The sequence below is a fragment of the Paraburkholderia madseniana genome (genome assembly GCF_009690905.1).
Classification (GTDB): domain Bacteria; phylum Pseudomonadota; class Gammaproteobacteria; order Burkholderiales; family Burkholderiaceae; genus Paraburkholderia; species Paraburkholderia madseniana.
Genome location: NZ_VOSW01000095.1, coordinates 1 through 23,412, shown reverse-complemented (window position 1 = coordinate 23,412; position 23,412 = coordinate 1). Strand labels below are relative to the sequence as shown.

At 61.6% G+C, this 23,412-nt stretch carries 16 protein-coding genes and 1 pseudogene; 10 read left to right on the top strand and 7 right to left on the bottom strand.

Going from position 1 to position 23,412, the window contains the following annotated elements; genetic code table 11:
* The first annotated feature begins 173 nt into the window (after positions 1-173).
* A complete protein-coding gene (locus FSO04_RS35415; RefSeq protein WP_154566172.1) occupies positions 174-929 on the top strand; it encodes a hypothetical protein in 756 nt (251 codons plus the stop codon).
* Between the two features lie 265 nt (positions 930-1,194).
* Here the strand turns inward: FSO04_RS35415 and FSO04_RS35410 are convergent, their stop codons facing one another.
* On the bottom strand, positions 1,195-2,367 hold the full coding sequence (locus FSO04_RS35410; protein WP_154566171.1) for a porin: 1,173 nt from the start codon (positions 2,365-2,367) through the stop codon (positions 1,195-1,197).
* Between the two features lie 491 nt (positions 2,368-2,858).
* Here FSO04_RS35410 and FSO04_RS35405 point away from each other — a divergent pair.
* Positions 2,859-3,080 (top strand): annotated as a pseudogene (locus FSO04_RS35405) (transposase); the annotation flags it as partial.
* 91 nt (positions 3,081-3,171) lie between these two features.
* Here the strand turns inward: FSO04_RS35405 and FSO04_RS35400 are convergent.
* Positions 3,172-3,306: an entericidin A/B family lipoprotein gene (locus FSO04_RS35400; protein WP_154566170.1), complete on the bottom strand. Its 135-nt coding sequence runs from the start codon at positions 3,304-3,306 to the stop codon at positions 3,172-3,174.
* A 176-nt stretch (positions 3,307-3,482) separates the two neighbouring features.
* On the opposite strand from FSO04_RS35400, the gene FSO04_RS35395 reads away from it, so the two are divergent.
* The 6 genes from FSO04_RS35395 to FSO04_RS35370 all read left to right on the top strand — a co-directional run bounded on the left by FSO04_RS35395 (position 3,483) and on the right by FSO04_RS35370 (position 11,690).
* Positions 3,483-3,794: a hypothetical protein gene (locus tag FSO04_RS35395; protein ID WP_154566169.1), complete on the top strand. Its 312-nt coding sequence runs from the start codon at positions 3,483-3,485 to the stop codon at positions 3,792-3,794.
* Between the two features lie 853 nt (positions 3,795-4,647).
* The gene (locus FSO04_RS35390) at positions 4,648-5,574 is read left to right on the top strand and encodes an ABC transporter substrate-binding protein (protein ID WP_154566168.1); all 927 of its coding nucleotides are present in this window, start codon (positions 4,648-4,650) and stop codon (positions 5,572-5,574) included.
* On the top strand, positions 5,574-7,190 hold the full coding sequence (locus tag FSO04_RS35385; RefSeq protein WP_154566167.1) for an amino acid ABC transporter permease/ATP-binding protein: 1,617 nt from the start codon (positions 5,574-5,576) through the stop codon (positions 7,188-7,190). Before FSO04_RS35390 ends, FSO04_RS35385 begins: the two co-directional genes overlap by 1 nt.
* 64 nt (positions 7,191-7,254) lie before the next feature.
* Positions 7,255-8,505: an acetamidase/formamidase family protein gene (locus FSO04_RS35380; RefSeq protein WP_154566166.1), complete on the top strand. Its 1,251-nt coding sequence runs from the start codon at positions 7,255-7,257 to the stop codon at positions 8,503-8,505.
* Between the two features lie 283 nt (positions 8,506-8,788).
* Positions 8,789-11,197, top strand: coding sequence for an acetamidase/formamidase family protein (locus FSO04_RS35375; protein ID WP_154566165.1), 2,409 nt, complete (start codon positions 8,789-8,791; stop codon positions 11,195-11,197).
* 79 nt (positions 11,198-11,276) lie between these two features.
* Complete coding sequence (locus tag FSO04_RS35370; protein WP_154566164.1) at positions 11,277-11,690, top strand: RidA family protein; 414 nt, start codon at positions 11,277-11,279, stop codon at positions 11,688-11,690.
* Between the two features lie 123 nt (positions 11,691-11,813).
* Here FSO04_RS35370 and FSO04_RS35365 read toward each other — a convergent pair whose 3' ends face one another.
* The 4 genes from FSO04_RS35365 to FSO04_RS35350 all read right to left on the bottom strand — a co-directional run bounded on the left by FSO04_RS35365 (position 11,814) and on the right by FSO04_RS35350 (position 17,910).
* Positions 11,814-13,283, bottom strand: coding sequence for an MFS transporter (locus FSO04_RS35365; RefSeq protein ID WP_154566163.1), 1,470 nt, complete (start codon positions 13,281-13,283; stop codon positions 11,814-11,816).
* A gap of 135 nt (positions 13,284-13,418) precedes the next feature.
* Positions 13,419-15,395, bottom strand: a complete 1,977-nt coding sequence (locus tag FSO04_RS35360; protein WP_154566162.1) for an aconitase family protein — start codon at positions 15,393-15,395, stop codon at positions 13,419-13,421.
* A 106-nt stretch (positions 15,396-15,501) separates the two neighbouring features.
* Positions 15,502-16,404 (bottom strand): LysR family transcriptional regulator, encoded by a 903-nt coding sequence (locus tag FSO04_RS35355; RefSeq protein ID WP_154566161.1) that lies wholly within the window; start codon positions 16,402-16,404, stop codon positions 15,502-15,504.
* Positions 16,405-16,701: 297 nt separating this feature from the next.
* Positions 16,702-17,910: an MFS transporter gene (locus FSO04_RS35350; protein ID WP_154566182.1), complete on the bottom strand. Its 1,209-nt coding sequence runs from the start codon at positions 17,908-17,910 to the stop codon at positions 16,702-16,704.
* A 161-nt stretch (positions 17,911-18,071) separates the two neighbouring features.
* Here FSO04_RS35350 and FSO04_RS35345 point away from each other — a divergent pair, with 161 nt between their 5' ends.
* Positions 18,072-19,010 (top strand): LysR family transcriptional regulator, encoded by a 939-nt coding sequence (locus FSO04_RS35345; protein ID WP_154566160.1) that lies wholly within the window; start codon positions 18,072-18,074, stop codon positions 19,008-19,010.
* Between the two features lie 20 nt (positions 19,011-19,030).
* Here the strand turns inward: FSO04_RS35345 and FSO04_RS35340 are convergent, their stop codons facing one another.
* Positions 19,031-21,691, bottom strand: coding sequence for an ATP-binding protein (locus FSO04_RS35340; protein WP_166618315.1), 2,661 nt, complete (start codon positions 21,689-21,691; stop codon positions 19,031-19,033).
* Between the two features lie 194 nt (positions 21,692-21,885).
* On the opposite strand from FSO04_RS35340, the gene FSO04_RS35335 reads away from it, so the two are divergent.
* Positions 21,886-23,124 (top strand): MFS transporter, encoded by a 1,239-nt coding sequence (locus FSO04_RS35335; protein ID WP_154566158.1) that lies wholly within the window; start codon positions 21,886-21,888, stop codon positions 23,122-23,124.
* Positions 23,125-23,412 lie beyond the last annotated feature (288 nt).

Genomic DNA, 23,412 nt, shown 5'->3' with positions numbered 1-23,412 from the left:
CATTCGCTGAATGCTGAAACGACGGATCTCGGATGACTGCGATGGATGATAACGGCGTGAATGAGACTGATGCGATAAACGACTTCAGCGTATAGGGCCTAAAATTAAGAATAGCGCCAGTCCCTTTGTGTGGGGCGGCTCGCCTTATCCTCTTCTGTCAACGGCAGGCGGCCATGAACGCTCACGATGCGCCTTTTGTTCGCCCGGTGCTGGCTGCACTTTGCGCGGCCTCGCTCGCCACACTCGCCGCGTGCGGCGGAAGCGCCTGCTTCGGCTTCGACGGCTGTAGCGGCGGAAACGGGACGCCGAACGTCGCCGTATCCGGCACGGCAGCCATCGGCAAGGCGCTCGCCAGCGCGACGGTTAGCCTCAGTTGCGCGTCGGGTTCGGGCTCCACCCTGTCAGACGGCGGTGGACACTACAGCACGACCCTCAACGCCACGCTTCCCTGCATCCTCACCGTGACCGCCGGCGGCACGACCCTGCATTCGCTGGCATTTGCCGGTGGCACTTTCAATACGACGCCTGAGACCGAACTGATGCTCGTCTATCTCGCTTCGCAACTTGGCACAACCGAGACCAGTCTGATTGCGAATTTCCAGAACAATTCACAGTTCCAGCGGGTGCTGGAAAATCAGACCGATGTACTGGCTGCGCAAACGGCAGTTGTCGCGAATCTGCAGCAGCGATATGCGGTCACGCTGACGACACCGGCGTTTCTGACGACGCCGTTTGTCGTCGGGCAAGCAGGGGTGGACAGCGATCTCGGCGCGCTGGCGACAGCAGGCGCCATCGACGTCAATGGCATGCCCGATCCGGCTGCCGTCTCGCTGCTGTCCGCGGCGGGTCTCGCCCATCCGCTCACAACGACGTCCACACCTTCATCCGGCACTGGCGGAACAGGGAGCACCCCCGGCGGCATGATGTGAACTGAGGCAGTTTGAGGCTGGCGTCATCAGGCAGAGGTCGGCCAGGAACGGTCCATCGTCGTTGGACTCTCGCTCCGCATTCACTGCGCCGTGACCGCCGTTTCGTCTGGACCAGCGACGAGAGTCCCGACACATCTGGACGCGACCTCTTCAGGCAAGCTGTAGCGGTCGTGCCCAGATGAATTTGCGCCGGCGGGTGCCTTTGCCGGCGCACACTGCTGCTGCGCCCTGAGACAGGGCTAAACGAGTTCCGCTTCAGGCTTCCTTAGAAGCGCGTGCGCAACCCGACCGTGCCGACCACCTGGTTTGCCGTCGACGACGCACCACCCGACGTATTGATGAAGGCGACAACGTTTTGGCCGATTGCGTGCTGATACATGGCTTCGGCGTAAACATCCGTGCGCTTGGAAAACGCGTAGACAGCTTGCAAGTTGACCTGATTCCACTTCGGATCCTTGCCGTACTGCGTGCCGGTCGCATTAAACGCGCCTGACAGATGGGCATCGGTGTACGTGTCAGTGATGCCCAGCGTAATCGCCGGTGTCAGCGTGTACTTGGCGTTCAGTTCATAGTTGTTGAAGCGCTGCGAACCGTTGTTGAGGTTGAACGATTGCGTGCCCTGATAAAAGCTGTTCGTATACACGAAGCCGACCACTGCCGGGCCGAAGGTGTAGTTCAGACCCGCGCCGATCGTGCGCTGAACGTTCGCCCCGAACCGGAAGCCAGCCGTCTGGGCAGGCGCTTCGCCGAGGTCAACTGCGCCGCTGGTGTTCACTTGGGGGGCAGCGCCGTTGCCGTTGATCTGCAGGTAGCCGGCGGCCATCTTGAACGGGCCAAACTCGTAGCTTGCGCCCGCGCTGTAAGCACGGTTCAGCGTGAAGTCAGTGTTGTTGGAGAACGCGTAGAGGCCGCCGAACTTCAGGCCTGCATAATTGCTGCTCGTGTACTTAACCGCGTTGCTCATCCGCAGCGTGTGGTTCAGGTTGTCGTTGTCAAACGGGTGCGCGAAGCCCGTGTCGCCGAACGTGCCGGCCGTACCGGACAGCGGTGCCACGAAGTCCACCAGCGAGTCATACTGGCGGCCCAGCGTCACCGTACCGAAATCGCTGCTGCTCAGGCCGACAAACGCCTGACGACCAAACATCCGGCTGTTCTGGCCGAGCTTGCCGTTCTGCACGTTGAAGCCGTTTTCCAGCACGAAAATGGCCTTCAGGCCGCCACCGAGGTCTTCGGCGCCACGCAGACCGAACCGGCTGCCGTTAATGGTGCCGCTGGTTGCCTGAAACAGGCCGCCGTGCGAAGTGGCGGAGGTCTTGACGTTGTTGGTATACATCAGGCCGGCATCGATCAGGCCGTACAGGGTGACCGAACTCTGTGCATGGGCGGCCGATGCGGCGAGTGCAGCGGATACGGCGAGAGCTACGGGGATCTTTTTCATGAATTAACTCCAGCGGATTGCGATTCAGGCGGAAAACAGCGGCGCGAGTATAAGAGGCAGGTAGCCTCATGATGTCATTTCCGGGCTGGATTTCACCGTTACGTTTTGCTGAGATAATTCGTCATAAATCCGAAATAATTCTGGCGAAATCCCTGCCAGAAAAGGCGCGTTGCTGTTTTTCATCCCATCCGGGACGCATCCGGGACGCATCGCCGTTGTATTGAAGCGACGGCATCAGGTTAGCCGGCATCCCACCACTGACATGACATCTGACAGCGCCCATCTGTATCTGGCTTTGACACAACGACACGCACGCCGACACCTCGATCTGGCCTCGACATGTTGCCGGTACGTTTTGACAAACCGAGGTACAGATGCCTCGGCTGTTCGCTGGCACGACCGTTCGTCGAGATAGAGCTAAACGTTAGACAAATGGTCGTTCAGGCTTCGCTGACCGTGCGTAGTCGGGATGGTGAGCGGCCGCTCTTTTTGCGAGGTTGGGACATTCGGAGAAGCATCCGGCCGTGCTGCTGAAGATCTACATCTACGGCTACCTGAACCGGGTTCAGTCGAGCCGCCGCCTGGAACGCGAATGCCAACGCAATGTTGAATTGATGTGGCTCACCGGCCGTCTTGCGCCGGACTTCAAGACCATAGCTGACTTCCGCCGTGACAACGGCACCGGCATCCGCAACGTATGTCGCCGCTTCGTCTGCTGCGATGATTGGGAGCGAATGAGTTTGTTGAGTTCGGCTCCTGACTTCGGGTCTTGACTTCGTTGGCGCACTCGCTCAGCTGGTTCCCTTACTTGGATTCCTGTGCCTCATTCTTGATCGCCTGGCCTCCCTTCGAAATGTCCTGGCCTGCGCCCGCCATCGTGTTGCAGCCGCCGAGAACTACGGTACCAGCAATCAGCATCCATGCAATCAATCGAATCATTATCTTCCCCTTGTTCAAATCAGGATCGGACCAGATTAATTTTAGACGATTTTGCCGTCGGCGCTGCCTGTTTCGCCTGTTGGCATCGCTTGACGCGGCATCCGGTGAAGTTCGTTAAGTCTGCTAGGGGTTCCCTTTGATTATGCGTTTTACGGGACTAGCACGATCTTGGTCTCATGCCGATGCGCTCGTGGAAACCGGCGTTTTGCCCTGTTCCCTTCATTTCGGAAAACGTGGCGTTACCCGTCGATTGGTACGTCGAACCGCGTCCGACAACCTGGGCATTTGAATGGCTCGAAGTTACCTTGCGCCGGCAATGCTGCGAGCGGCTGCTCCTCGCCGGCGAGGTAGCAGACTGGGCATGGAAACGCTTCGTGCGATCGAAGTCGGTGCCACCGATCGACAAACCGCTGAATATCGATAGGCTGGGTGCCGTTCGCTTCGAGGTGGTCGAGAAGCACGTGGAACAGAGCGGGGCTTTGCATTGAGACCTCTGCGGCAATTTCCAGCCATCGTAGCATCCGCCACCCATGCGCGGCCCGCGCTCAAGCAGTTCCGCGCGCAAGCCACCGTGGATGTTCAGTGCTAGTGTAGTGGTGGGGATTTTCCCCAGTCACCGGGAGAACGCGATGCCGTCAGACCCCGCCACAAAATCCGCCGAGCCACCTTCGCCGCGAGACAAGCCGCTTCCTGCCGCGGCGCCGCAGGCCGAGTCATCGGCACGGGACGCAGATAAAGACGAGCCGGTACCGCATGAGCGCCCGCCAGTCCGATCAGACGACAACTGACTTTCCGCCGCGCCCTCGGTTTAACGGAAGGGTTCGTGTGTGCGGAGGTCAGAGGTCTCTCGACAGGTAGTAGCTACGCACCAGTGAAATCTGAGAGCGACTCGACTGCCTATCTCGGCCGGACTTTCGAAGGTCCGTTCTGCTCAGTTAGCTGCCCTTGCCCTGCTCGAGGGACGCTGCGGCGGTTTCGTTCATGACGTTGGTCACGCGCTGCACCGATTGCGTGTTCTCATCCATCGCAGCGCCGGACGCTTGACGAACTCGGCGCCGGCTCGCACGCCCCCCTCGAAGTCCTGGATAGTCAGTGTTGTCGCCTCCTCCGGAGCGTCGGCGGCGAAATGGCATTTCGGTCGCGCGGAAGATCTACTGATCGATCTTTCGTGTGACGCTCGATTGCGGTTCGCTGTATGCCAACCTCCTTCGCCTCTGTGCAAACATTTGTGCGCGCTGGAACAAGTATGCGGAATTTCGTCTATCTACCCTTGCGCTGGTGCGATGCAACAAGGCGTACATGGTGTGGGCCATTGCCATCTGCCGCTCAGGGAGTTCCGGGATGTATATCAATCTTGTCGATCACGGGCATGGAGTGCTGCGCGCAGGCGCTCTTGCCCGCCGCTGGCGCGAGCTGGTTCTTGGCGCCGTCAGTCTGCTGGCGCTGCTGATCTCGAGTCACGCACAGGCTGCCGCGCCGGCGCCTGCCGAATGCGCGGCGCTGCAGGCGAAATACCCGCAATTCAAGGGCAAGACGCTAATCAACGCGATCAACCCACACACGCCGGGCTATGAAGCGCTGGACCCGAACGACCCGAGTAAATACATCGGCTTCGACATCGACCTCGGCGAAGCGATCGGCAACTGTCTTGGCTTCAAGATGGCGTACAAGCCTGTCTCGTTCGCGGCGCTGCTGACCACGCTGCAAAGCGGCCAGGCCGACATCGTAATCTCCGACATCTATGCGACCGAAGAGCGCGCGAAGGCGGCGGACTTCATCACCTATTCGAAAGTGTTCGACGGCGTGCTCGTCGCGAAGGGAAATCCGAAGAAGATCAGCGGCATAAACCCGACAATGTGCGGCACGACTGCCGCAGAGAACACCGGCTACGTTGAAGTGCCGCTGATCCAGAACCTTGCGCCGGCCTGCAAGGCGGCGAACAAGTCGGAAGCGGCCGTGCAGCTGTATGACAACAACGCGAACGCGATCCAGGCGATTCTCTCGGGCCGCGCCGACACGTACATCAACGATGTGAACACGGTGGACCAGGCGGTCAAGGCGTATCCGAACCAACTCGAAAAGGCTAGTGCAGTGACACTGCCGTATTCGATCGGTATCGGCGTTCCGAAAACTAATCCGGCAATGCGCGCAGCCGTGATGGCAGCGCTTGTCGCGATCCAGAAGGCCGGCATCCAGACTGACTTGCTGAAGAAGTGGTCGCTCGGTGTTGAAAACCTCGAAACCCCCAAGCTGATTGCCTCGAACTGATGAATCTGTTTCTGCACTATCTCGGCCTGCCGTATCTGCTGAGCGGCATCGGTTTTACGATCGCAGTCACGGCCCTCGGGCTCGCGGGCGGTCTGATCGTGGGACTGGTGCTCGCGAGCATGCAACTGAGCAAGGTGGGGCCGCTCGCCGCGATCGCGCGCGGCTACACAGTGATTTTTCGCGGCACGCCGCTGATCCTGCAACTCGTGTTCGCGTACGACGCGCTGCCGCACATCGGGCTGAAGTTGAGCGCGATGGGCGCAGCGGGTCTCGCGCTCGCGGCGAACGAGGGGCCGTTCATCGCGGAGATCCTGCGCGCTGGCGTGCTCGGCATCGACCGCGGGCAACTGCTCGCGGGGCAGGCGCTCGGCATGACGCCGACCGTGCTGCTGCGCCGTGTGATCGCGCCGCAGGCCATCCGCACGATGATCCCGGCGCTCGGGAACGAGTCGGTCAGCGCGTTGAAAAACTCGTCGCTGGCCTCCGTGATCGCGGTCGACGAACTGACCTTGCGCAGCACCCAGCTCGCGTCGTCGACGTTCGATTTCTTTTCGATCTTCTTCGCGTCCGGGCTGATGTATCTCGTGCTGACAGGCGTGATCGCCGCGATCCAGTTGTTCGCCGAAACCGCGCTCGATCTCGATCGTAGCCCGTCCGGGCGCTTCGCAGGGCTGCTGCCGTGGCGCCGCGCCGGGATTGCGGCGAACTCGACCGGCGCGGCCCCGACGCTACCCGTCGATGCGCCGTTCGGACCGACGCCGTCGCCCATGCCCAACGCGGATGACCTTCACGCAGAGCGCGCGCAGCGCTACACGGCGCTCCAAAAGCAGAGCGCGACCGTGCAGGTGAAGGGTCTGCGCAAGCGTTACGGCGGGCAGACGGTACTCGACGGTTTCGACCTCACAGTCCGCTTCGGCGAGGTTATTGCGCTGCTCGGGCCAAGCGGATCGGGCAAAAGCACGCTGCTGCGCTGTATCAATCACCTGGAGCAGTGGGATTCGGGGGAAATCCGCATCGCCGGCAAGCGCCTCGGTTTTCGGGTCGATGGTCAGCAGATGACCCAGGGCGATATCGCCAACGAGCGTGCGAGTGCCGGTGTCGGCATGGTGTTCCAGCATTTCAACCTGTTCAGTCATCTGACGGCGTGCGAGAACATCGCGGGGCCGTTGCGCTGGGTGCACGGCATGGCGCCCGCCGATGCCGAGCGCCGCGCGCGCGAACTGCTCGAACGCGTCGGCCTCAGTCATCGCGCCGATGCGTTGCCGCGCCATCTGTCCGGTGGCCAACAGCAGCGCGTCGCGATCGCCCGCGCGCTTGCGCCCAATCCTCGCGTGCTGTTGCTCGACGAACCGACGTCCGCGCTCGACCCCGAACTCGTCGGCGAAGTACTCGACGTAATCCAGCGGCTCGTGAACGAAGGCGGTCTGACGATGATCATCTCAACGCACCAGTTACGCTTCGCCGATCAGGTCGCGGATCGCGTCGTGTTCATGAGCGGCGGCGCGGTGGTCGAACAGGGGCCTGCGCACGAAGTGCTCACACACCCACGCCATCCTTTGACGGCGCGATTCTTGAGCGTGATGGGCGCCGACGACCGACTCAAAGTCGCGTCGTGACGGCACGCGCCATTCAGCATCGCCCGGCCCTTTGCGCCCGGCGCCTTACGAGGTTCGAACAAACATGAAGCACCATACTCTCCCCGTGTCGCCCGAAACGGTTCATTGGGGTTACTTCAGCAAAAAAGTCGAGCCGGCGTTGACGGTGCGCTCCGGCGACCGGATCACGATCGAGACGCTGACACACCATGCAAACGACGATCACGAACGCATGGTCGCGGGCGACCCCGGCGCCGAAAGCATCTTTCACTGGACCCGGGAGCACAAGGCCATGCCGCGCCGCGGCGCGGGGCCAACCGACGGACCCTTTACGCTAGGTTCGGGCGAAGGTGTCGGCGTGCATCTGCTGACCGGGCCGGTCGCGATTGAAGGGGCCGAGCCCGGCGACGTGCTCGAAGTGCGGATTCTCGACGTACGGCCGAGGCCGAGCTGCAATGCGTGTTATCGCGGCCGTTGTTTCGGTTCGAACGTCGCCGCATCCTGGGGCTTCCACTATCGCGATCTGATCGAGGAGCCGAAGCCGCGTGAAGTCGTGACGATCTTCGAGCTCGATACCTCCGGCGAGCCGTTCGCACGTGCGGTCTACAACTACGTGTGGACGCCGCAGACCGATCCGGACGGCGTCGTTCATGCGATGATCGATTATCCGGGCGTGAAGGTCGATCATTCGCTGGTTCGCAAGCGAGAGAACATCCTGTCGAACGTGAAGGTGCCGGCCAGGCTGCATTTCGGCACGATGGGGCTGGCGCCGACGGAGGCCGACTACGTCAGCTCCAATCCACCCAGCTACACCGGCGGCAATATCGACGACTGGCGTGTCGGCAAGGGGGCGCGGATGTATTACCCGGTCGCCGTCGAAGGCGCATTCTTTTCGGTCGGCGATCCGCATGCGGCTCAGGGCGACAGCGAGCTCGGCGGTACCGCGATCGAGACCTCGTTGACGGGGGACTTCGAATTCGTGCTGCACAAAAAGAACGACCTGGGCGGCACGATCCTCGAAGGCCTCACGCACCCGATGCTGGAAACCGACGACCAATGGTCGGTGTACGGCTTCACCTTCCCGAACTACCTGGCGGCACTCGGCCCGGCCGGACAGATCGAGGTGGCACAGCACTCCAGCCTCGACAAGGCGATGCGCGACGCGTTTCGCAAGCTGCGCCGCTTCCTGATGACCGTACACAGGCTGAGCGAGGACGAGGCCATCGCGCTGATGTCGGTCGCCGCGGATTTCGGCGTCACGCAAGTTGTCGACGGCAACTGGGGCGTGCATGGTTCGATTCGCAAGAACGTCTTCGTCGACGGCGCGCGGGGCTGAGCGTTCCCGTGTGGGCCGCGAGGCGATGCGGAGCCCACAAGGGCTGGCGTGCCGGATGCATCGGTACGGTGCATATGCGCGCTGCTGGTGCGGTCTCGCGCACGACTGTGGCGGCCTCGCGCGCGCTGCCGCTCAGGGCCGGCCGGGCATCATCGATGCAGTCGACGTGCGATGGCGCGAATATTGCTCTTCTGCGATGACCCGTCCGGCTCCCCGAATCCATCCAAGGGTAGCGGGCGCCCTGCGACGCGCTCGCGCCGCAGGCATCGGCCCTGGAGTCCACTTGGATCTGCTGCGCTTTACTACCGAATCCTATCCGGAAGTCGAACGGCTGCGCGCCTGGCGGGAAGCGCTCGACAGGATGGGATGGCGTAGCGGCGCAATACCTCCGGCACGAGCGTTGCACGGGACGATCCAGACGCAGCGGTCGGTCGGGGGCTTCGATCTGAGCCTGCTGGCGTCCGTTGCGCAGACGCTCGAGCCGAATGCTGCCGGCGGCGACAGCGTGCTGATCATGCTGCACCTTGACGGCGTGGCGACGCTGCTCGCCGACGGCCGACGCCAGCCCCTGACGTTGAACGACCTCGTCTATCTGCCGTCACGCGAGGGTTGCTCGCTGGTTTTCGCCACGGATTTCCGCGCCTTTGTCGTGCGTATACCGCGTGCGGCGATCAGAGGGCGGCTGCTTGCGCCGTCGTCGATGTGTGCCGGGCGGATCGCCGGAGATGCCGGCATCGGACATGTGTTTTCCGGTTTTCTGGCGTCGCTGGCGGAAAGCGTGGACACGTTGTCGGCCAACGAGTTGCGTCCGCTTGAACTCGCGCTGATTGAGTTCCTGGTAGCGATTCTCGCAGTGCATCAGCGCGAAACGCCGATCAGCGGGCTGACATCGTCGCAGGCGGCCATCTTCTCGCGCGTTTGCCGCAGTATCGATGAGCGGCTCAGCGACCCGAAAATCAGTCTCGCGCTTCTCGCCACAGAAGAGCGCGTCTCGCAGCGCTACCTGCAAAAGCTGTTCGAAACCGCTGGCCAGAGCTTCTCCACCTATTTGCGGCTGCGCCGCCTCGAACGTTGCAGGGCCGAACTAGTCGATCCGCTACACGAAAAGATGTCGATCTCGGATATCTGCTTCCGTTGGGGTTTCAACGATCCCGCGCATTTCAGCCGTGCGTTTCGCGACCAGTATCACACCTCGCCGCGTGCCTTCCGTAACGAAGCGAGCCTGGATCTGGCCCGGCATCTGGTGCAGCGCATTTCGCGCGGACTGCCGTTCAACACGGAAGCGCTGCTGCTCCATGCGCAAGCCGCGGCGCAGGCCAGCGCGCAAGCGCGGCCGCGGGAAGCAACGCTCGACGATGCGGGTACGGTCGTGGCCAGCCCCACCGTCGAGACGCGGACCGAGTCCACAAGGGGCGTCGCCCGCCGGCCGGGCAAGCCGCGCCACCACCTGTTGCGTGCGACGGCAAACACGGTGCACTGGGGCTATTTTTCGCACGACCTGAAGCCGGTGCTCGAAGTCGACAGCGGCGATACCGTGACGATAGAGACGCTGACGCAGCATGCATCGGACGACTGGGCGCGCATGGTTGCCGGTGACCCAGGCGCCGAAAGCGTGTTCCACTGGACCGCAGAGCGCAAGAACGTGAACCGGCGCGGTGCCGGGCCGATCGATGCATCGATCTACGGACGCGGCGCCGGCGAAGGGTTCGGGGTGCATATCTGCACTGGTCCGATCGCGGTGCGCGGCGCCGAACCGGGCGACGTATTGGAAGTCAGGATTCTCGATGTACATCCGCGGCGCTGCGCGAATCCGCAATTCAGCGGGCGCGCGTTCGGCAGCAATGCGGCCGCGTGGTGGGGCTTCCATTACCGCGAGCTGTTGACCGAGCCTAAACCGCGCGAAGTTGTCACGATTTATGAACTCGACGCCGAGCCGCAGCCGCACGACGGTCCGCCATATGCACGTGCGGTCTACAACTACCGCTGGACGCCGCAGCGCGATCCGTTCGGTGTGGTGCATGCAACGATCGATTATCCGGGCGTGCCCGTCGACCATTCGACGGTCGAGGAGAATCACGGGATCCTGAAGGGTGTCAAGATTCCCGTGCGCCCGCATTTCGGCCTGATCGCGGTCGCGCCGCAACAGGACGGCCTCATCGATTCGATCCCGCCGTCCGCGTTCGGCGGCAACCTGGACAACTGGCGTGTCGCGCAGGGCGCAAGCGTCTATCTGCCGATTGGCGTTCCCGGCGCGTTGCTGTCAGTCGGGGATCCGCACGCGTCGCAGGGCGATTCGGAGCTGTGTGGGACCGCCATCGAATGCTCGCTGACCGGCGACTTCCAACTGGTGTTGCACAAGAGAGCGACACTTGCCGGTCAACCGTATGCGGACCTCACGTATCCGCTCGTCGAAACCCCCGAAGAGTGGGTGCTGCACGGCTTCAGCCATGCAAACTATCTGACTGAATTCGGCACGCACGCGCAGAGCAAGGTCTACGAGAAGTCGACGCTAGACCTCGCGATGCGCGACGCGTTCATCAAGACGCGCCGCTTTCTGATGACGACCAAGGGTCTCACCGAAGATGAAGCAATCTCGTTGATGTCGGTTGCGGTCGACTTCGGCGTGACACAGGTTGTCGACGGCAACTGGGGGATGCACGCGATTATCCGCAAGGCCTTGTTCGCGGATTAATTATTTTGTGACGTTCGCTATGGCGCTGCCAGGCGTCGTACGCGTACGACGCTTTTCTTTTTTCATGGAGTTACGGTAGATGGATTTATCGACGAGATTCTGGATGGTTGAGGATGCGCCTACGCCAGTCGGTCCCTTTTCTCATGCCACCGAGCAGCACGGCTGGGTGTTTCTCACTGGCCAGATGCCGACATCGCCTGACGATGACAACGCCCCGCTTCCCGAAGGTGTTGCCGCACAGACAACCCGGGTGATGGACAATCTGGTTCTCGTGTTAAAGGGGATCGGGCTTGGGCTCGAAGATGTCGTCTCCGCGCGGATCTTTCTGACCGAGTTCAAACGCGATTACGCGACGATGAACGCGGTCTATGCTGCCTACTTCCCGCCTGCGAAATTGCCGGCGCGGACTTGCATCGGCGTGACTGGATTGGCGCGGGACGCGCTCGTCGAAATTGACTTTATTGCACACAGGCAGACTTCAGCAGCCGCTTGATATCGGTGGGCGGATGTTGACCATTCCGGTGCCGGATTCATGACTGTCAGCAGCGGGTCGGCCGTTCTTCTTGCCTGGGCCGTCTGGATGAGTCGGGAGCACTCATTCGTGCCCCACGCCCGACTACCTGGAAATCTTCTCCAGCTCGAGCCCCTTCGTCCGCGGCCCCATCAAGCCGATCGCCAGCATCACAATCAGCATTGCCCCGGCGATGAACACAAACACACCAGTCGTCCCGAAGTGCTTCAACACGGCAGCGATCAGAAAGGCCGTGAAAATCGCCGAGAAGCGGCTCCACGAATAGACGAAACCCACCGCCCGCGCGCGGATACTTGTCGGAAAAAGCTCGGTCTGATACGCATGGTAGCTGTACGAAATGATGTTGCCCGCGAGCGTCAGACACACGCCGAGGCTCACCAGCAGCACCGCACCGGACGCCCGGCTGAACCACAAACCGCACACAATATTCACGGCCGCCATCACCACGATCACCGTCTTACGCTCGAAGCGGTCGCCGATAAAGAGGCCAATCACCGGACCGATCGGCGCGGCCAACGCGATCACGCTCGAGTACATCAGGCTAGTGGTGATCGTAATGCCCTGCTTGATCAGCAGCGTCGGCACCCAGTTCGCAAAGCCGTAAAAACCGACGGTCTGGAAGATATTGAAGATCGTCATCATCAGCGTGCGGCTGCGGTACGGCGGCACCCACATATCGCGGAAGCTGCCGCGCGGCGCGACCGGTGCGGGCGGCGCCGGCGGCGGCAGTTCACTGCCGTATTCGCTGCGTACTTTCGCTTCGAGTTCGCTCATCACGCGATCGGCTTCCGCGAGACGCCCTTGTTGCGCAAGCCAACGCGGGCTTTCCGGCAACGCGCGCCGGATCCACCAGACAAACAGCGCACCGTGTGCGCCGATCAGCACCACCCAGCGCCAGCCGTCGAGGCCGAACAGCGTGCGCGGCACCAATAGATAAGAGAGAAAAGCCACCACCGGGACGGCCGTAAAACCAACGGCCTGCTCGCATGCGAAAGCGCGGCCACGAATCTGCTTGGGCACCAGCTCCGAGATATACGTGCCGATTGTCACCAGCTCGACGCCGATACCGACGCCCGCCACGAAGCGCCAGAAGTTCAAACCCGTCGCCGTTTCCTGAAACGCCATCACGACGTTGGCCGCCGTGTACCACAGCAGCGAATACGTGAACACGGCGCGGCGGCCGAAGCGATCCGCCAGAAAGCCGCACGCGATCGTGCCGATGAACAGCCCGCTGAACAGTGCGGCGATGAAACTCGCGACGCCGGTCGAGCCGAACAGGCCGTGCGTCGTTGCGGTCAGCAGGCCGCTTTTGACGAGGCCAGGCGCGACGTAGCCCGAGTACAGCAGGTCGTAGAGTTCGAAGAAGAAGCCGAGGCTCAGCAGCACCACCAGTTTCCACACAGAGCGCGTGGCGGGCAGTCGGTCGAGGCGCGCGGAGATGCTACCGGCGTCGAGCGTGGTGGATGCAGCGGACGCCGCGGCAGTCGCGCTTGCGGAAGACGCCGCGCCGCCGGCGCTGCGCGCGACGGACCCGGCGTGATCGGGGGATGCCATATTGTTTGTCTCCTGGTGATGCGGTCATTCAGGCGATGCACGATGATGCTCGCCGCGGCCGGTCTTGTGCCGGCCTTGGGTACTTTCGTATGTCACGCGCACCACGATGCCGGGCCGCAAGGTCCGGCCAGCATTCTAGCGGCGCGCGTGCTTCAATTGTTCGAAGGTGGTGATTTTTCCGGCCAGCGCGCTCGCCGCAACGGTGTACGGGCTCGCGAGCCACACATTGCCCGGCCCCGAGCGGCCGGGGAAATTGCGGTTGATCGCGCTGATCGTCACCTCGTTCGCATCGGCCGACTGCCCCGGTCCGCAGTTCGCGCACGAACCGCAGCCCGGCATCACGAGCGTCACGCCCGCGCGCTCGAAAACCGGCAAATAGCCCTGGTTCTCGCAGTAGGCGCGCACGGCCATGGTGCCGAATTGCAGGAAGAGACGCGTGCCCTCGGGCACATGCATGCCCTGCTCCACGCCCCAGCGCAATACCTCGTGATAAAAGTCGAAGTCTTCGCGCTTGCCCGCCGTACACGAGCCGCCATACGCGATATCGATTGCGACGTCCTGCTCCAGTTGCGGCGCCGTCACGCCATTGCCCGGATCGCCCGGACGCGCGAGCATCGGTTCGATGGCGGTGGCGTCGATGCGGATCGTGTCGCGATACGTGGCGCCCGCATCGCTTTTCATCCAGTTTTCAAGGGCGAAATCGACACCGCGACGCTCCTTCAGGAACGCCACGGTGCGTTCGTCCGGTTCCACGATGCCCGTGAATCCGCCCAGTTCCGCGACCATGTTGGTGAGCGTGGCGCGTTCGTCGACCGACATCGCGCGCACCGCGGCACCGCCGTATTCGAACACGAGGCCGATCGCGCCGCCCGAGCGGATCACGTCCATCTGCAAGAGGTGCAGCACGAGGTCCTTCGCGGTGACGCCCTCGCGCAACGTGCCGTCGATTTCAATGCGCAAGGTCTCCGGCACCTTGCAACGCACGTAGCCCGTCACCCAGCTATTGGCGATTTCCGTTGCGCCCGCACCGAATGCAAGGCAGCCGAGCGCGCCGGAATGCGGCGTATGCGAGTCGGTGCCGCATGCAACCTGTCCTGGCAATGCGTACTGCTCGGCCATCAACGCATGACAGATGCCTTCGGAACCCGGCGAGTTGTCGAGCGCGCCGTGCGAGCGCACCGGATAGTCGCGCGAGAACGACGTATGCCCTTCCATCAGATTGGCAACGCCCGGCAGCAATCCGTCGCGCACGTGCGGAATGCTTTGCGAAGCGAGCACCAGGTGATCCTGGAACGCGATGATGTGATCCGGCGCATGCAGCGGCGCGGGCTTGCCGAACGCGCGATGCATCAGATGCGCGCACATGCCGGTGAAATAGTCGTGGCTGAAGCGCCAGTCGGCGGCGATGAACACGCCGTCGCCGCGCTGCGCGCTTTCAATGCCGGGATGAAGATGGCGCTCGATGATCTTCTCGACCAGCGTCTTCGGTTCGGCGGTGCTTGCCGCATTCGCTGCGTTGGCCGCGTTTGCCGGGTTTGCCATCTCCCGCACACGCGGCGCCGGCCAGTTCGCGAACTTGCTGTACGCAAGCAAGCCACCGCTGCGAATGATCTGCTGCGTGAGCGCATCGCGGCCTTTGAGAAACTCGTCGATCGGCACCGTCTCTCCCGCGATCAGACGATCGAGCACGGAGAAATCGGTGGTCGTGAGAATGCCGATGTTGTCGCAGTTCTGCTGATAGATACGCTCGAAACTCTCCGCGACGATCAGGCGAATGCCCGCCGACAACTCCGCCAACGGGCTCGATTCGCGCGACGACCCCTTGCCGTAGCGCTTGCCCGCCACCGTCACCTGGAAGCCACCGTTCTTGACCGCATGGCGGCCGATCGGCATGCGCTCGCCGGCCTTGAAGCCGACGTACGGATACTGGCCGAGGCGTTCGTCATAGGTGAGCATGACGGTGACCGGTGTGATTTCGTCAGTGGAGACGTTATCGCGCAGCGCACCGGCGGTGGCGCGCGTGAAATTTTCACCGGCAAGTTGCGCCTCGATCACCGCGGGGTCCTGTGACAGGTACAGCACGCGGCCGTCCAGACGAATCGTATCGCTCATGAGCATTCTCCTTGCGCCCACTATACGGCGCGCGCAGGCAATGCCGAAGTGCCGGTCCAGCAACACAGACGTCTCGTTTGGAGAATGGTGCGAGGCGCCCTGCGGGCTAGGGCTTGCTGCCGAGGAACCCCACCAGTGCCGCCGCGCTGGCGCTTAACTGATCTCGCGACTTGAAGATCATGATGAGATGCCGCACCGCCCAGGCGTCGCTCAAGGACAGCAGGCGCACGTCGAGCGCGTTCACATAGAGCAGCCCCACCTGCTCGGGCACGATTGCGATGCCAAGGCCGGCATGGACCATCCGGCACAGCGCATCGAGGCTGCTGACGCGGATCTTGACGTCGATCTGCCGCCCTGCGCTGGCCGCCTGCTGTGCGAGAAGTTTGGTCAGCGCACTCTCGCTGCGCAGGCCGACGAAGCTGTCGTCGAGCAACTCGTCGAAGGCCACGCGCGAAGCGGAGGCCAGACGATGGCCGCCCGGCACCAGCACCGCCAGTCGGTCTTCCCGATACGCCACCTGCTCGAAGGCTTCACTGCCCGCCACCGGATTGCAGATGCCAAAGTCGGCGCCGTGTTCGTCGACGATACGCAGCACGTCGGCGCTGTTCTCCTCCTCCAGTTCGATCGACACCTCCGGAAACGCGCGCCCGAAAGCCGCCACGTCCTCCGGCAAAAACTGCACGATCGACGAGAGATTCGCCACCACCCGCACCCGCCCCTTCGCCCCCGACGAAAAGCGCGACAACTCCGCGCTCATCTGTTCGATGTTGCCGATGATCGCCAGCGCATAGCGCAGCACGGTCTCGCCGACCGGCGTCACCGTAATGCCGCGCGACTGGCGCTGAATCACCGGCAAGCCGATCAGCGCCTCGATTTCGGCAATGCGCCGACTCACCGCGGACGAGGCGATGAACTCACGCTCAGCCGCGCGCGCGATGTTCTGCTCCTGGCAGACGGCGACGAACAGGCGCAGCGAGGTGAGGTCGAGCTTTTTGAGGAGGTTTTCCATGGTGCTGCGTTTTACATTTGAGAGTGCAAAGGCATTGCCTTTTTCTACATTTGAATAAAGCGGTGACCGCTCCGCGAGCAAAGTCCCCGCCTTTTTAACGCCCGATTTGCCTCTATCCTACCCGTCGGCGTGTCTCGCCCCTGAAGCGGCTGCTTCGAACAATAGGTGAGGTTTGCTATGAGCATCAATGAACGTTGTTACCTACGTCGGTATTGCTCCTGCCATCGTCGTGACCCGCGAGCAGTCCTTCCATATGCCTAAGGCAGAGCGATCAGTTTAATTCGAACGCTAGATCGCCTATCGCGCTTCATGCACCTTATGGTCGGCGCTTCTCTCGCGTTCCGCCGCAAACGGCCGCGGACCGGACGCGGGAATGATCTGCAGCAGCATTGAGGCGCTGGCAAAAACGAGGCCGACACCGCACACGCCCGGCCAATGCCACACGCTCCATGCATAGTTGCCAAGCGTCGCGCCGAGCGCCCCGCCCGCAAAGCGGATCGTCATATAGAGCGTGTTGGCGCGACTCATCGCGGTGCTCCGAACTGCCAGATTGCGCGCCATGTTCGAGACATGCGAGCTTTGCAAGCCTAGGTCGAGCAGGACCACGCCGACGATTAGCCCACCGATGCTCGCGCCTTTCCAGGCAAGCAGCATATACGAGGCGATGAACACGATGCTGGCCACGAAAATGACACGACGCGGATCGTGCCTATCGGTCAGCTTTCCAACGGCATAGGACGCGCTCGCGCCGGCGACACCGACAAGCCCGAACAATCCGGCTGTCTCGCTGCCGTAACTGGCGTTGAGGCCGTGCAGGTGAAACGCGAGCGTCGTCCAGAAGGCGCTGAATGCGGCGAATTGCAACGCCGCGATCGAAGCGGTCTGCCCTACCACGGGCTCCTCGCGCAGCAGCGCAAGCAGCGAACGCATCAACGCACCGTAGCTGCCCGAGAAGGTCGGCTCGACGCGCGGAAGCACGCGCGCAAGCATGACGGCAACGGCCACCATTGCGACTGCCGCGAAGGCGTAGACAGCGCGCCATCCGAAATACGCAGCGATCACGCCCGATACCGTGCGAGAGACGAGGATGCCGCAAAGCAGGCCCAACATCACGATTCCGACGGCCTTGCCGCGGCCTTGGGGTCCTGCAATCTGCGCCGCAAGAGGCGTGAGCAGTTGCGGTGCCACACTTGCCATGCCCGCGGCAAAGCTCGCCGCCACAGCCCAAGGCAGCGTGGGCGCCGCCGCCATCGCAACGAGGGCAACGACGGACGCCGCCAACGTGAACGCGAAGAGCTTGCGAAGCTCGACCTTGTCGCCCAGCGGAATGAACAGGAGCAGGCCGAGCGCATAACCAGCCTGCGCGGCGATGGAAACCACGCCGGCCTGCCCTTCAGCAACCCTGAACGTATGCGCGAAATCGACGAGCAGCGGCTGGTTGTAATAGTTGTTGGCGACGACGAGCCCGGCTGCGAGTGCCATGACCCAGTAGATCGACTGCTTCATCTGCGTCCATCCTTTGCCGGAAATGTTCGAAGAGCTCACGCGCTCCAGGCGTGGCGCGCGGGCTTTTGCGGTTTGCTCAAAGGGGAATGTAGACTATTCCCCGATTCGGGAGTACGGTCATAAAGCGATAATGACTCTTCCGCTTCGAGGAAAGGTGACCAATGGACCGATTCGACGCGATGAACGTGTTTGTCCGAGTGGTGGAAACCGGCAGTCTGTCTGCAGCCGCCCGTGCGATTCCGATGTCGCTGACTTCGGTGAGCCGCCACTTGTCGGCGCTCGAGAAGCAATTCGGCATGCAGCTGCTGCGTCGCACGACACGGCACATTGCGCTGACAAACGAGGGGCGCCTCTTTTTCGAGCGCGCGAAGTCGATCCTTGCCGAGCTGGACGAAGTGGGCACGTTGCTCAGCGCGGGCCAGAGCGAGCCGGCGGGCCGTTTGCGCATCGCTGTGCCCACGCTGCTCGGCCGAACCGTCATCGCGCCGCTCTTGCCGTGCTTCCTTGCGCGCCACACCGCAGTTTCGGTCGAGCTGCTGCTGATCGACCGCGCCGTGAATCTCATCGAGGAGGACATCCACCTCGCGATTCGTGTGGGCCGCCTGCCCGATTCAGCGCTCGTGGCACGCAAGCTCGGTGACGTGCGCATGATCGTTTGCGCCGCACCGTCTTATATCGAGCGCCGCGGCGCGCCTTGCTCGCCTGACGAGCTGCGCCGGCACGACTGCCTCGTTTTCTCCGACCAGCCTGGCCCCGTTGATTGGCGCTTCAAGTCCGCGGGTACTCGTCATTCCGCCCGCATTACAGGCCGCCTCTGGGCCAACGCGCTCGACGTGCTCGCGGCCGCGGCGATCGACGGTGCGGGCATCGTGCGCGCCCCGTCGTGGCAAGTAGCGGCCGACATCGAGTGCGGCCGGCTGCGGCGCATCCTTCAGGATTACGAGACTATGCCTGCGCCTGTGAATGTGCTCTTCGAACGCGCACGACGCACGTCGCCCTCTGTGCGGGCCTTCCTCGACTACCTGGTCGAATCGACGGAAACGGGCCCGCTCGCGGGCTTGCCCCGCTTCGGCGAAGCGCTCGGCGCGGCAAACGGGTGATACCGCATTACGACGCGCGCCTATGCGACATGTTCGTTCGTGAGTCTTAGCTCCCACGCCTTGGCGCCCTGAGCGCGCGCCAGCGTCAACGCTTGCTGCAAAATCAACGCCCGTGGCGCTCGCCGAGACGACCTCTTCTCCGATAGCGTCCGAGACTTGACTCTCATCAGTTCAGGGGCGTTCCAAAACTGTCCAGTCGCGTCGCCTGCCAGCCGGGCATTAATGAGGCTGACTGCTTCTCGCATACGGCCCTGTTCCAGCATTGCGCTCGCAAAGTCGGATAAGAAAACGGAATAAGCCGGATCAAATCCACGGGCTTGCAGCGTCTCCAGTGTCGATCGAAGCTCGACGAAAGAGACAGCGTTCGGATCCTGGAATACTTTCGCCCAAAGTGAAAAAGCCGAACCATAGAGTCCCCAAAAGTCCAGACCGTGAGTTCCTGCCACTTGGATAAGCTGCTGGGACACACGCTTGACGCCCTCTACGTCTCCCGAAAGTGCTCCCACGTTACAGCTTCCCTCCGCAAGGGCACAGCATAGGGTGCAGGCGTGATCCAATGCCATAGCCTCGTCAATCGCTATCTGGGCAGCCCGTCGCGCTTTTGCCGTGTTCCCCATTACCCACAGAATGCGCGAAAGAAAGGCCCAACCTGCCACGCGCTGGTCCATTCCAAATCTGAAATGGGAACCATGACGTTCGTCGCGCGTATAACTGTCGAGCATGCACTCAATTTCAATCAGAGCTTCTGTGTGATTACCAAGAAAATGGTGAGATGTCCCAATCAAACGGCGCGCCGTCAGAAGTGCGGCTTGATCGCGATGCCTCACGGCTAAATCTGCCATGCGTTTCCCGTGCCTGAGGGCCTGTGCGTAGCAACCGCCACGAAGATGATAAAGCCATAGACCGTATTCAGCCTGCAGTTGCGTTTCCGCGTCGTCCAGCCGAAGCGCGAGATCGCTGGCCCTGCTCCAGGCCCGCCCATTAGCCGGAACGGGTCCACGTGACCAGGTCAGCGAAGTGGCCAGTGCGGTCTGGATCATCATCTCCTGGCGCTCTTCAACGGGAGGAATTTTCGTTTCTTCCAGTACGTTCGTAATCCGCTGGCGACACTCGTCGTAGAGTGATAGTTGTATCCAGAATGGGGCGGAGTTCGCGAGAATGAGCAGACCCGAGGCACGGCGCTTACTATCTGACAATGACCAGTCAAGAGCGGCCCTGATATCGTCAATGTGGTGTTCGTATTGTCGCTTCCATTGCGTCGTGGGTAGCGACGTCCAATCCCGTTGGGCTTGAGAAGTCAATTGCTCAACGAAGCGAGCATGCTTTTCAGTCACGGCCGCCGTGCGGTTCGCAAGCTGCTCCAGGGCGTATGCCCGCAGCATGCTTAGATAGCGATAGCGAATCGGCTGGGTTCCGGCCTGCAACGTGATCAGCGACTTTTCGACGAGGCTGCAAAGCACATCAACCAGTCGGGTGGGCCTTTCCAGCTTGGTGGATACGATACGTTCTGCGGCAGCGACGGTGAAATCGGCAGGGAAAATGGCCAGATCCTGGAACACCGCTTGTTCCACGGAGTCGAGTAATTGGTAACTCCACTGCAGCGCGTCACCAAGCGTCCGATGGCGACCCGGGGTCTGGCGTTTCTGAGCGGCAAGCAATCCGGACGAAAGGGCTAAATCCTCGGTGACCGCTGCGAGACCCAGCGATGGCACGCGAGCTGCAGCGATTTCCAATGCCAGTGGAACCCCATCGAGCGCCCTGCATAACGTCGTAACCTGCTCTACGTTCGTTTCCGTAAGCTCGAAGTGATAGTCCGCGGAAGTTACACGGCGGACAAACAGTTCAACCGCACTATAGCTTCTTGCGTTTGCTGCGTTGATGGTGCGCGGAGGTAACGTGAGAGGACTGAGCCGGTAGACCTGCTCACCGTCCAGCCCCAATGGGGTCTGGCTGGTGAGCAGCACGCTCAGTTGCGGATCAGATTCCAGAACCCGCTCAAGGGCCGCTGCACAGGCCGACGTAACGTGTTCGCAGTTATCAACGACCAGTAGTGCCCTTCCCGGGTGAGACGCCAACTGTTGTGTGCTTGTCCCAGCAAGCCCCGCCAACGCGCTCGAAATAGCTGGCGACACTGAGGCTGCGCTTAGTTGCGACAAGTCGGCGAAGTAAACCCCGTCGGGAAAACAGGGGCTGGATTCTGACGCGGCCTCTATCGCCAGGCGGGTCTTACCTATGCCGGCAGGGCCTGTGAGCGTACATAGCGTTTGGGTAGCCAGCAGCCGGTTTAATTCCAATAGCTCCTCAACGCGGCCGATCAAAGGAGACCGTGGGCTCGGCAGGCCAACTCGTGGTTGAGGGGCGCCTATGGACGACGTGACAGCCCGATGCGCCTGCACTGAACCTGTAAAACGATAGCCTCGACCGAATTCCGTCGCGATAAGGTCCCGATCATCCCCCAGTATTTTTCGCAACGACGAGATCTGCGCCTGCAAGCTGTTTTCCTCGATGACCTCCTTCGACCATATCCGGGAAAGAAGCGAATCTTTGGATACGACCTGGCCTGCCGTACTGACAAGCTGGACTAGCACGTCCAGCGCACGCTCACCTACGTCCAGTCGTACACCATCTCTCAACAGCAGCCGCAAACCTGGGAACAACTGGTAGCGGCCGAAAGCAACCATATCGTCGTCGCGGGCGTCAGGGCCCTTCGACGACCTTTCATGGCGAGTCTTTGTACCTGTAGGCATTTGTCAATGTCACACAGCAAGATTGCAGGGATCAACTGGAATTTCAGACGTCTGAAATTGTAGGCCAAAGACTTCTTGTGTGCGCTGCATCACGATGAAGGTCCCTGTACTACGTCGTGAGTCTGGACATGTCACCCAATACAGTTGGTAGCGAATCTCCGGCGCAGTCCGCCGCCCCTGAAGAGCCCGGGTTAACACATCACCTGGACAGTTCATTGCTGATGGTGATGGCGGTCGCCTGCGGTGTCTTCGTCGCTAATATTTACTACAACCAGCCGATCCTGGAACTGTTGCAGCAGGCTTTCCCGCGATCGCTTGGCCTCGTCAATCTGGTTCCGACGGCGACACAACTGGGTTTCGCCTGTGGTCTGTTTTTTCTGGTACCTCTGGGAGACCGGATTGATCGGAGAAAATTGATTCTCGGGCAAACGGCAGTGTTAGTTGTGGCGTTGGTATGCCTTGCTGCAGCCCCGAATGCCTGGTTGCTGGTAGTCGCTTCAGCAGTAGTAGGTATTTCAGGATCTGTTGCCCAACAAGTCGTACCGTTCGCGGCAGAACTATCCGCATCCAGTCGCCGTGGCCAGGTCGTCGGCACTGTGATGAGCGGCTTGCTTTGCGGCATTCTGCTGGGACGGGCCGTCGGCGGATTTACTGCCGATCATTGGGGCTGGCGTGCCACGTTTTGGCTAGGGGCCGCGATGACCGCCATTATCTGGGTCATGTTGCTAGTCAAACTCCCACACAGTGAACCCAAGACAAGTCACAGCTACTTTCGTCTCATGAAGTCACTCATCGAGTTGTGGCGAGAAGAACCGTCACTGCGCCGTGCAACGTGTATTCAAGCCGCGATGTTCGGTTCCTTTATTGGGCTATGGACGATTCTGGCATTGCGTCTGCATGAAGCCTTCGGCTTGGGGGCTGATGTCGCAGGCCTCATGGGGATCGTTGGTGCGGCCGGTATTCTGATTGCCCCACTTGCCGGCCGTGTCGCCGATCGTCGTGGACCCCATGCCGTTATCGGGCTTGGTTGTCTGATCATGCTGCTGTCATACGCGGTTCTCGGCCTTTGGGGCAGCCTCGTTGGCCTGATCGTCGGCATCATCCTGTTGGACTTCGGTGAGCAGTCGGCTCTCATCTCCAACCAACATGTGGTGTACGCACTTCGCCCGGAGGCAAGAAGCCGACTCAACACGCTATTCATGAGCGGCATGTTCGTAGGCGGTGCCGCGGGTTCCTGGGGAGCAAGTCTCAGTTGGCGACTAGGTGGATGGCACACAGCGTGCATATTCGGCGGCGCATTGGCATTGCTCGGGTTTGTTCTTCATTTCTCCGGGAGGCTGGCTGCTTGTGGCACCACCAGGAGTTGAAACGTCGACAGTGGCTGAAAGCAACCGGGAATGGAATGGATGCCTCCCCCTGTAAGGGCCGACGGACGTAGCAGCTCGAAGGAATCAGGAAACTTTCGTACTAGACTCAATGTGAACGTAGAAAAGAGAGCGGGACGCAAGCGTCCCGCTCTCTTCTCACCTGAAGTTGACCCAGAAAAACGGACATCTATCCTTTGGAGAAGGAGGTGCCGATTATGGGCAAGCATCGTACCCCGTACCCGGCGGAATTCCGGGCGCAAATGGTCGAGCTGGTGAAGGCTGGACGCA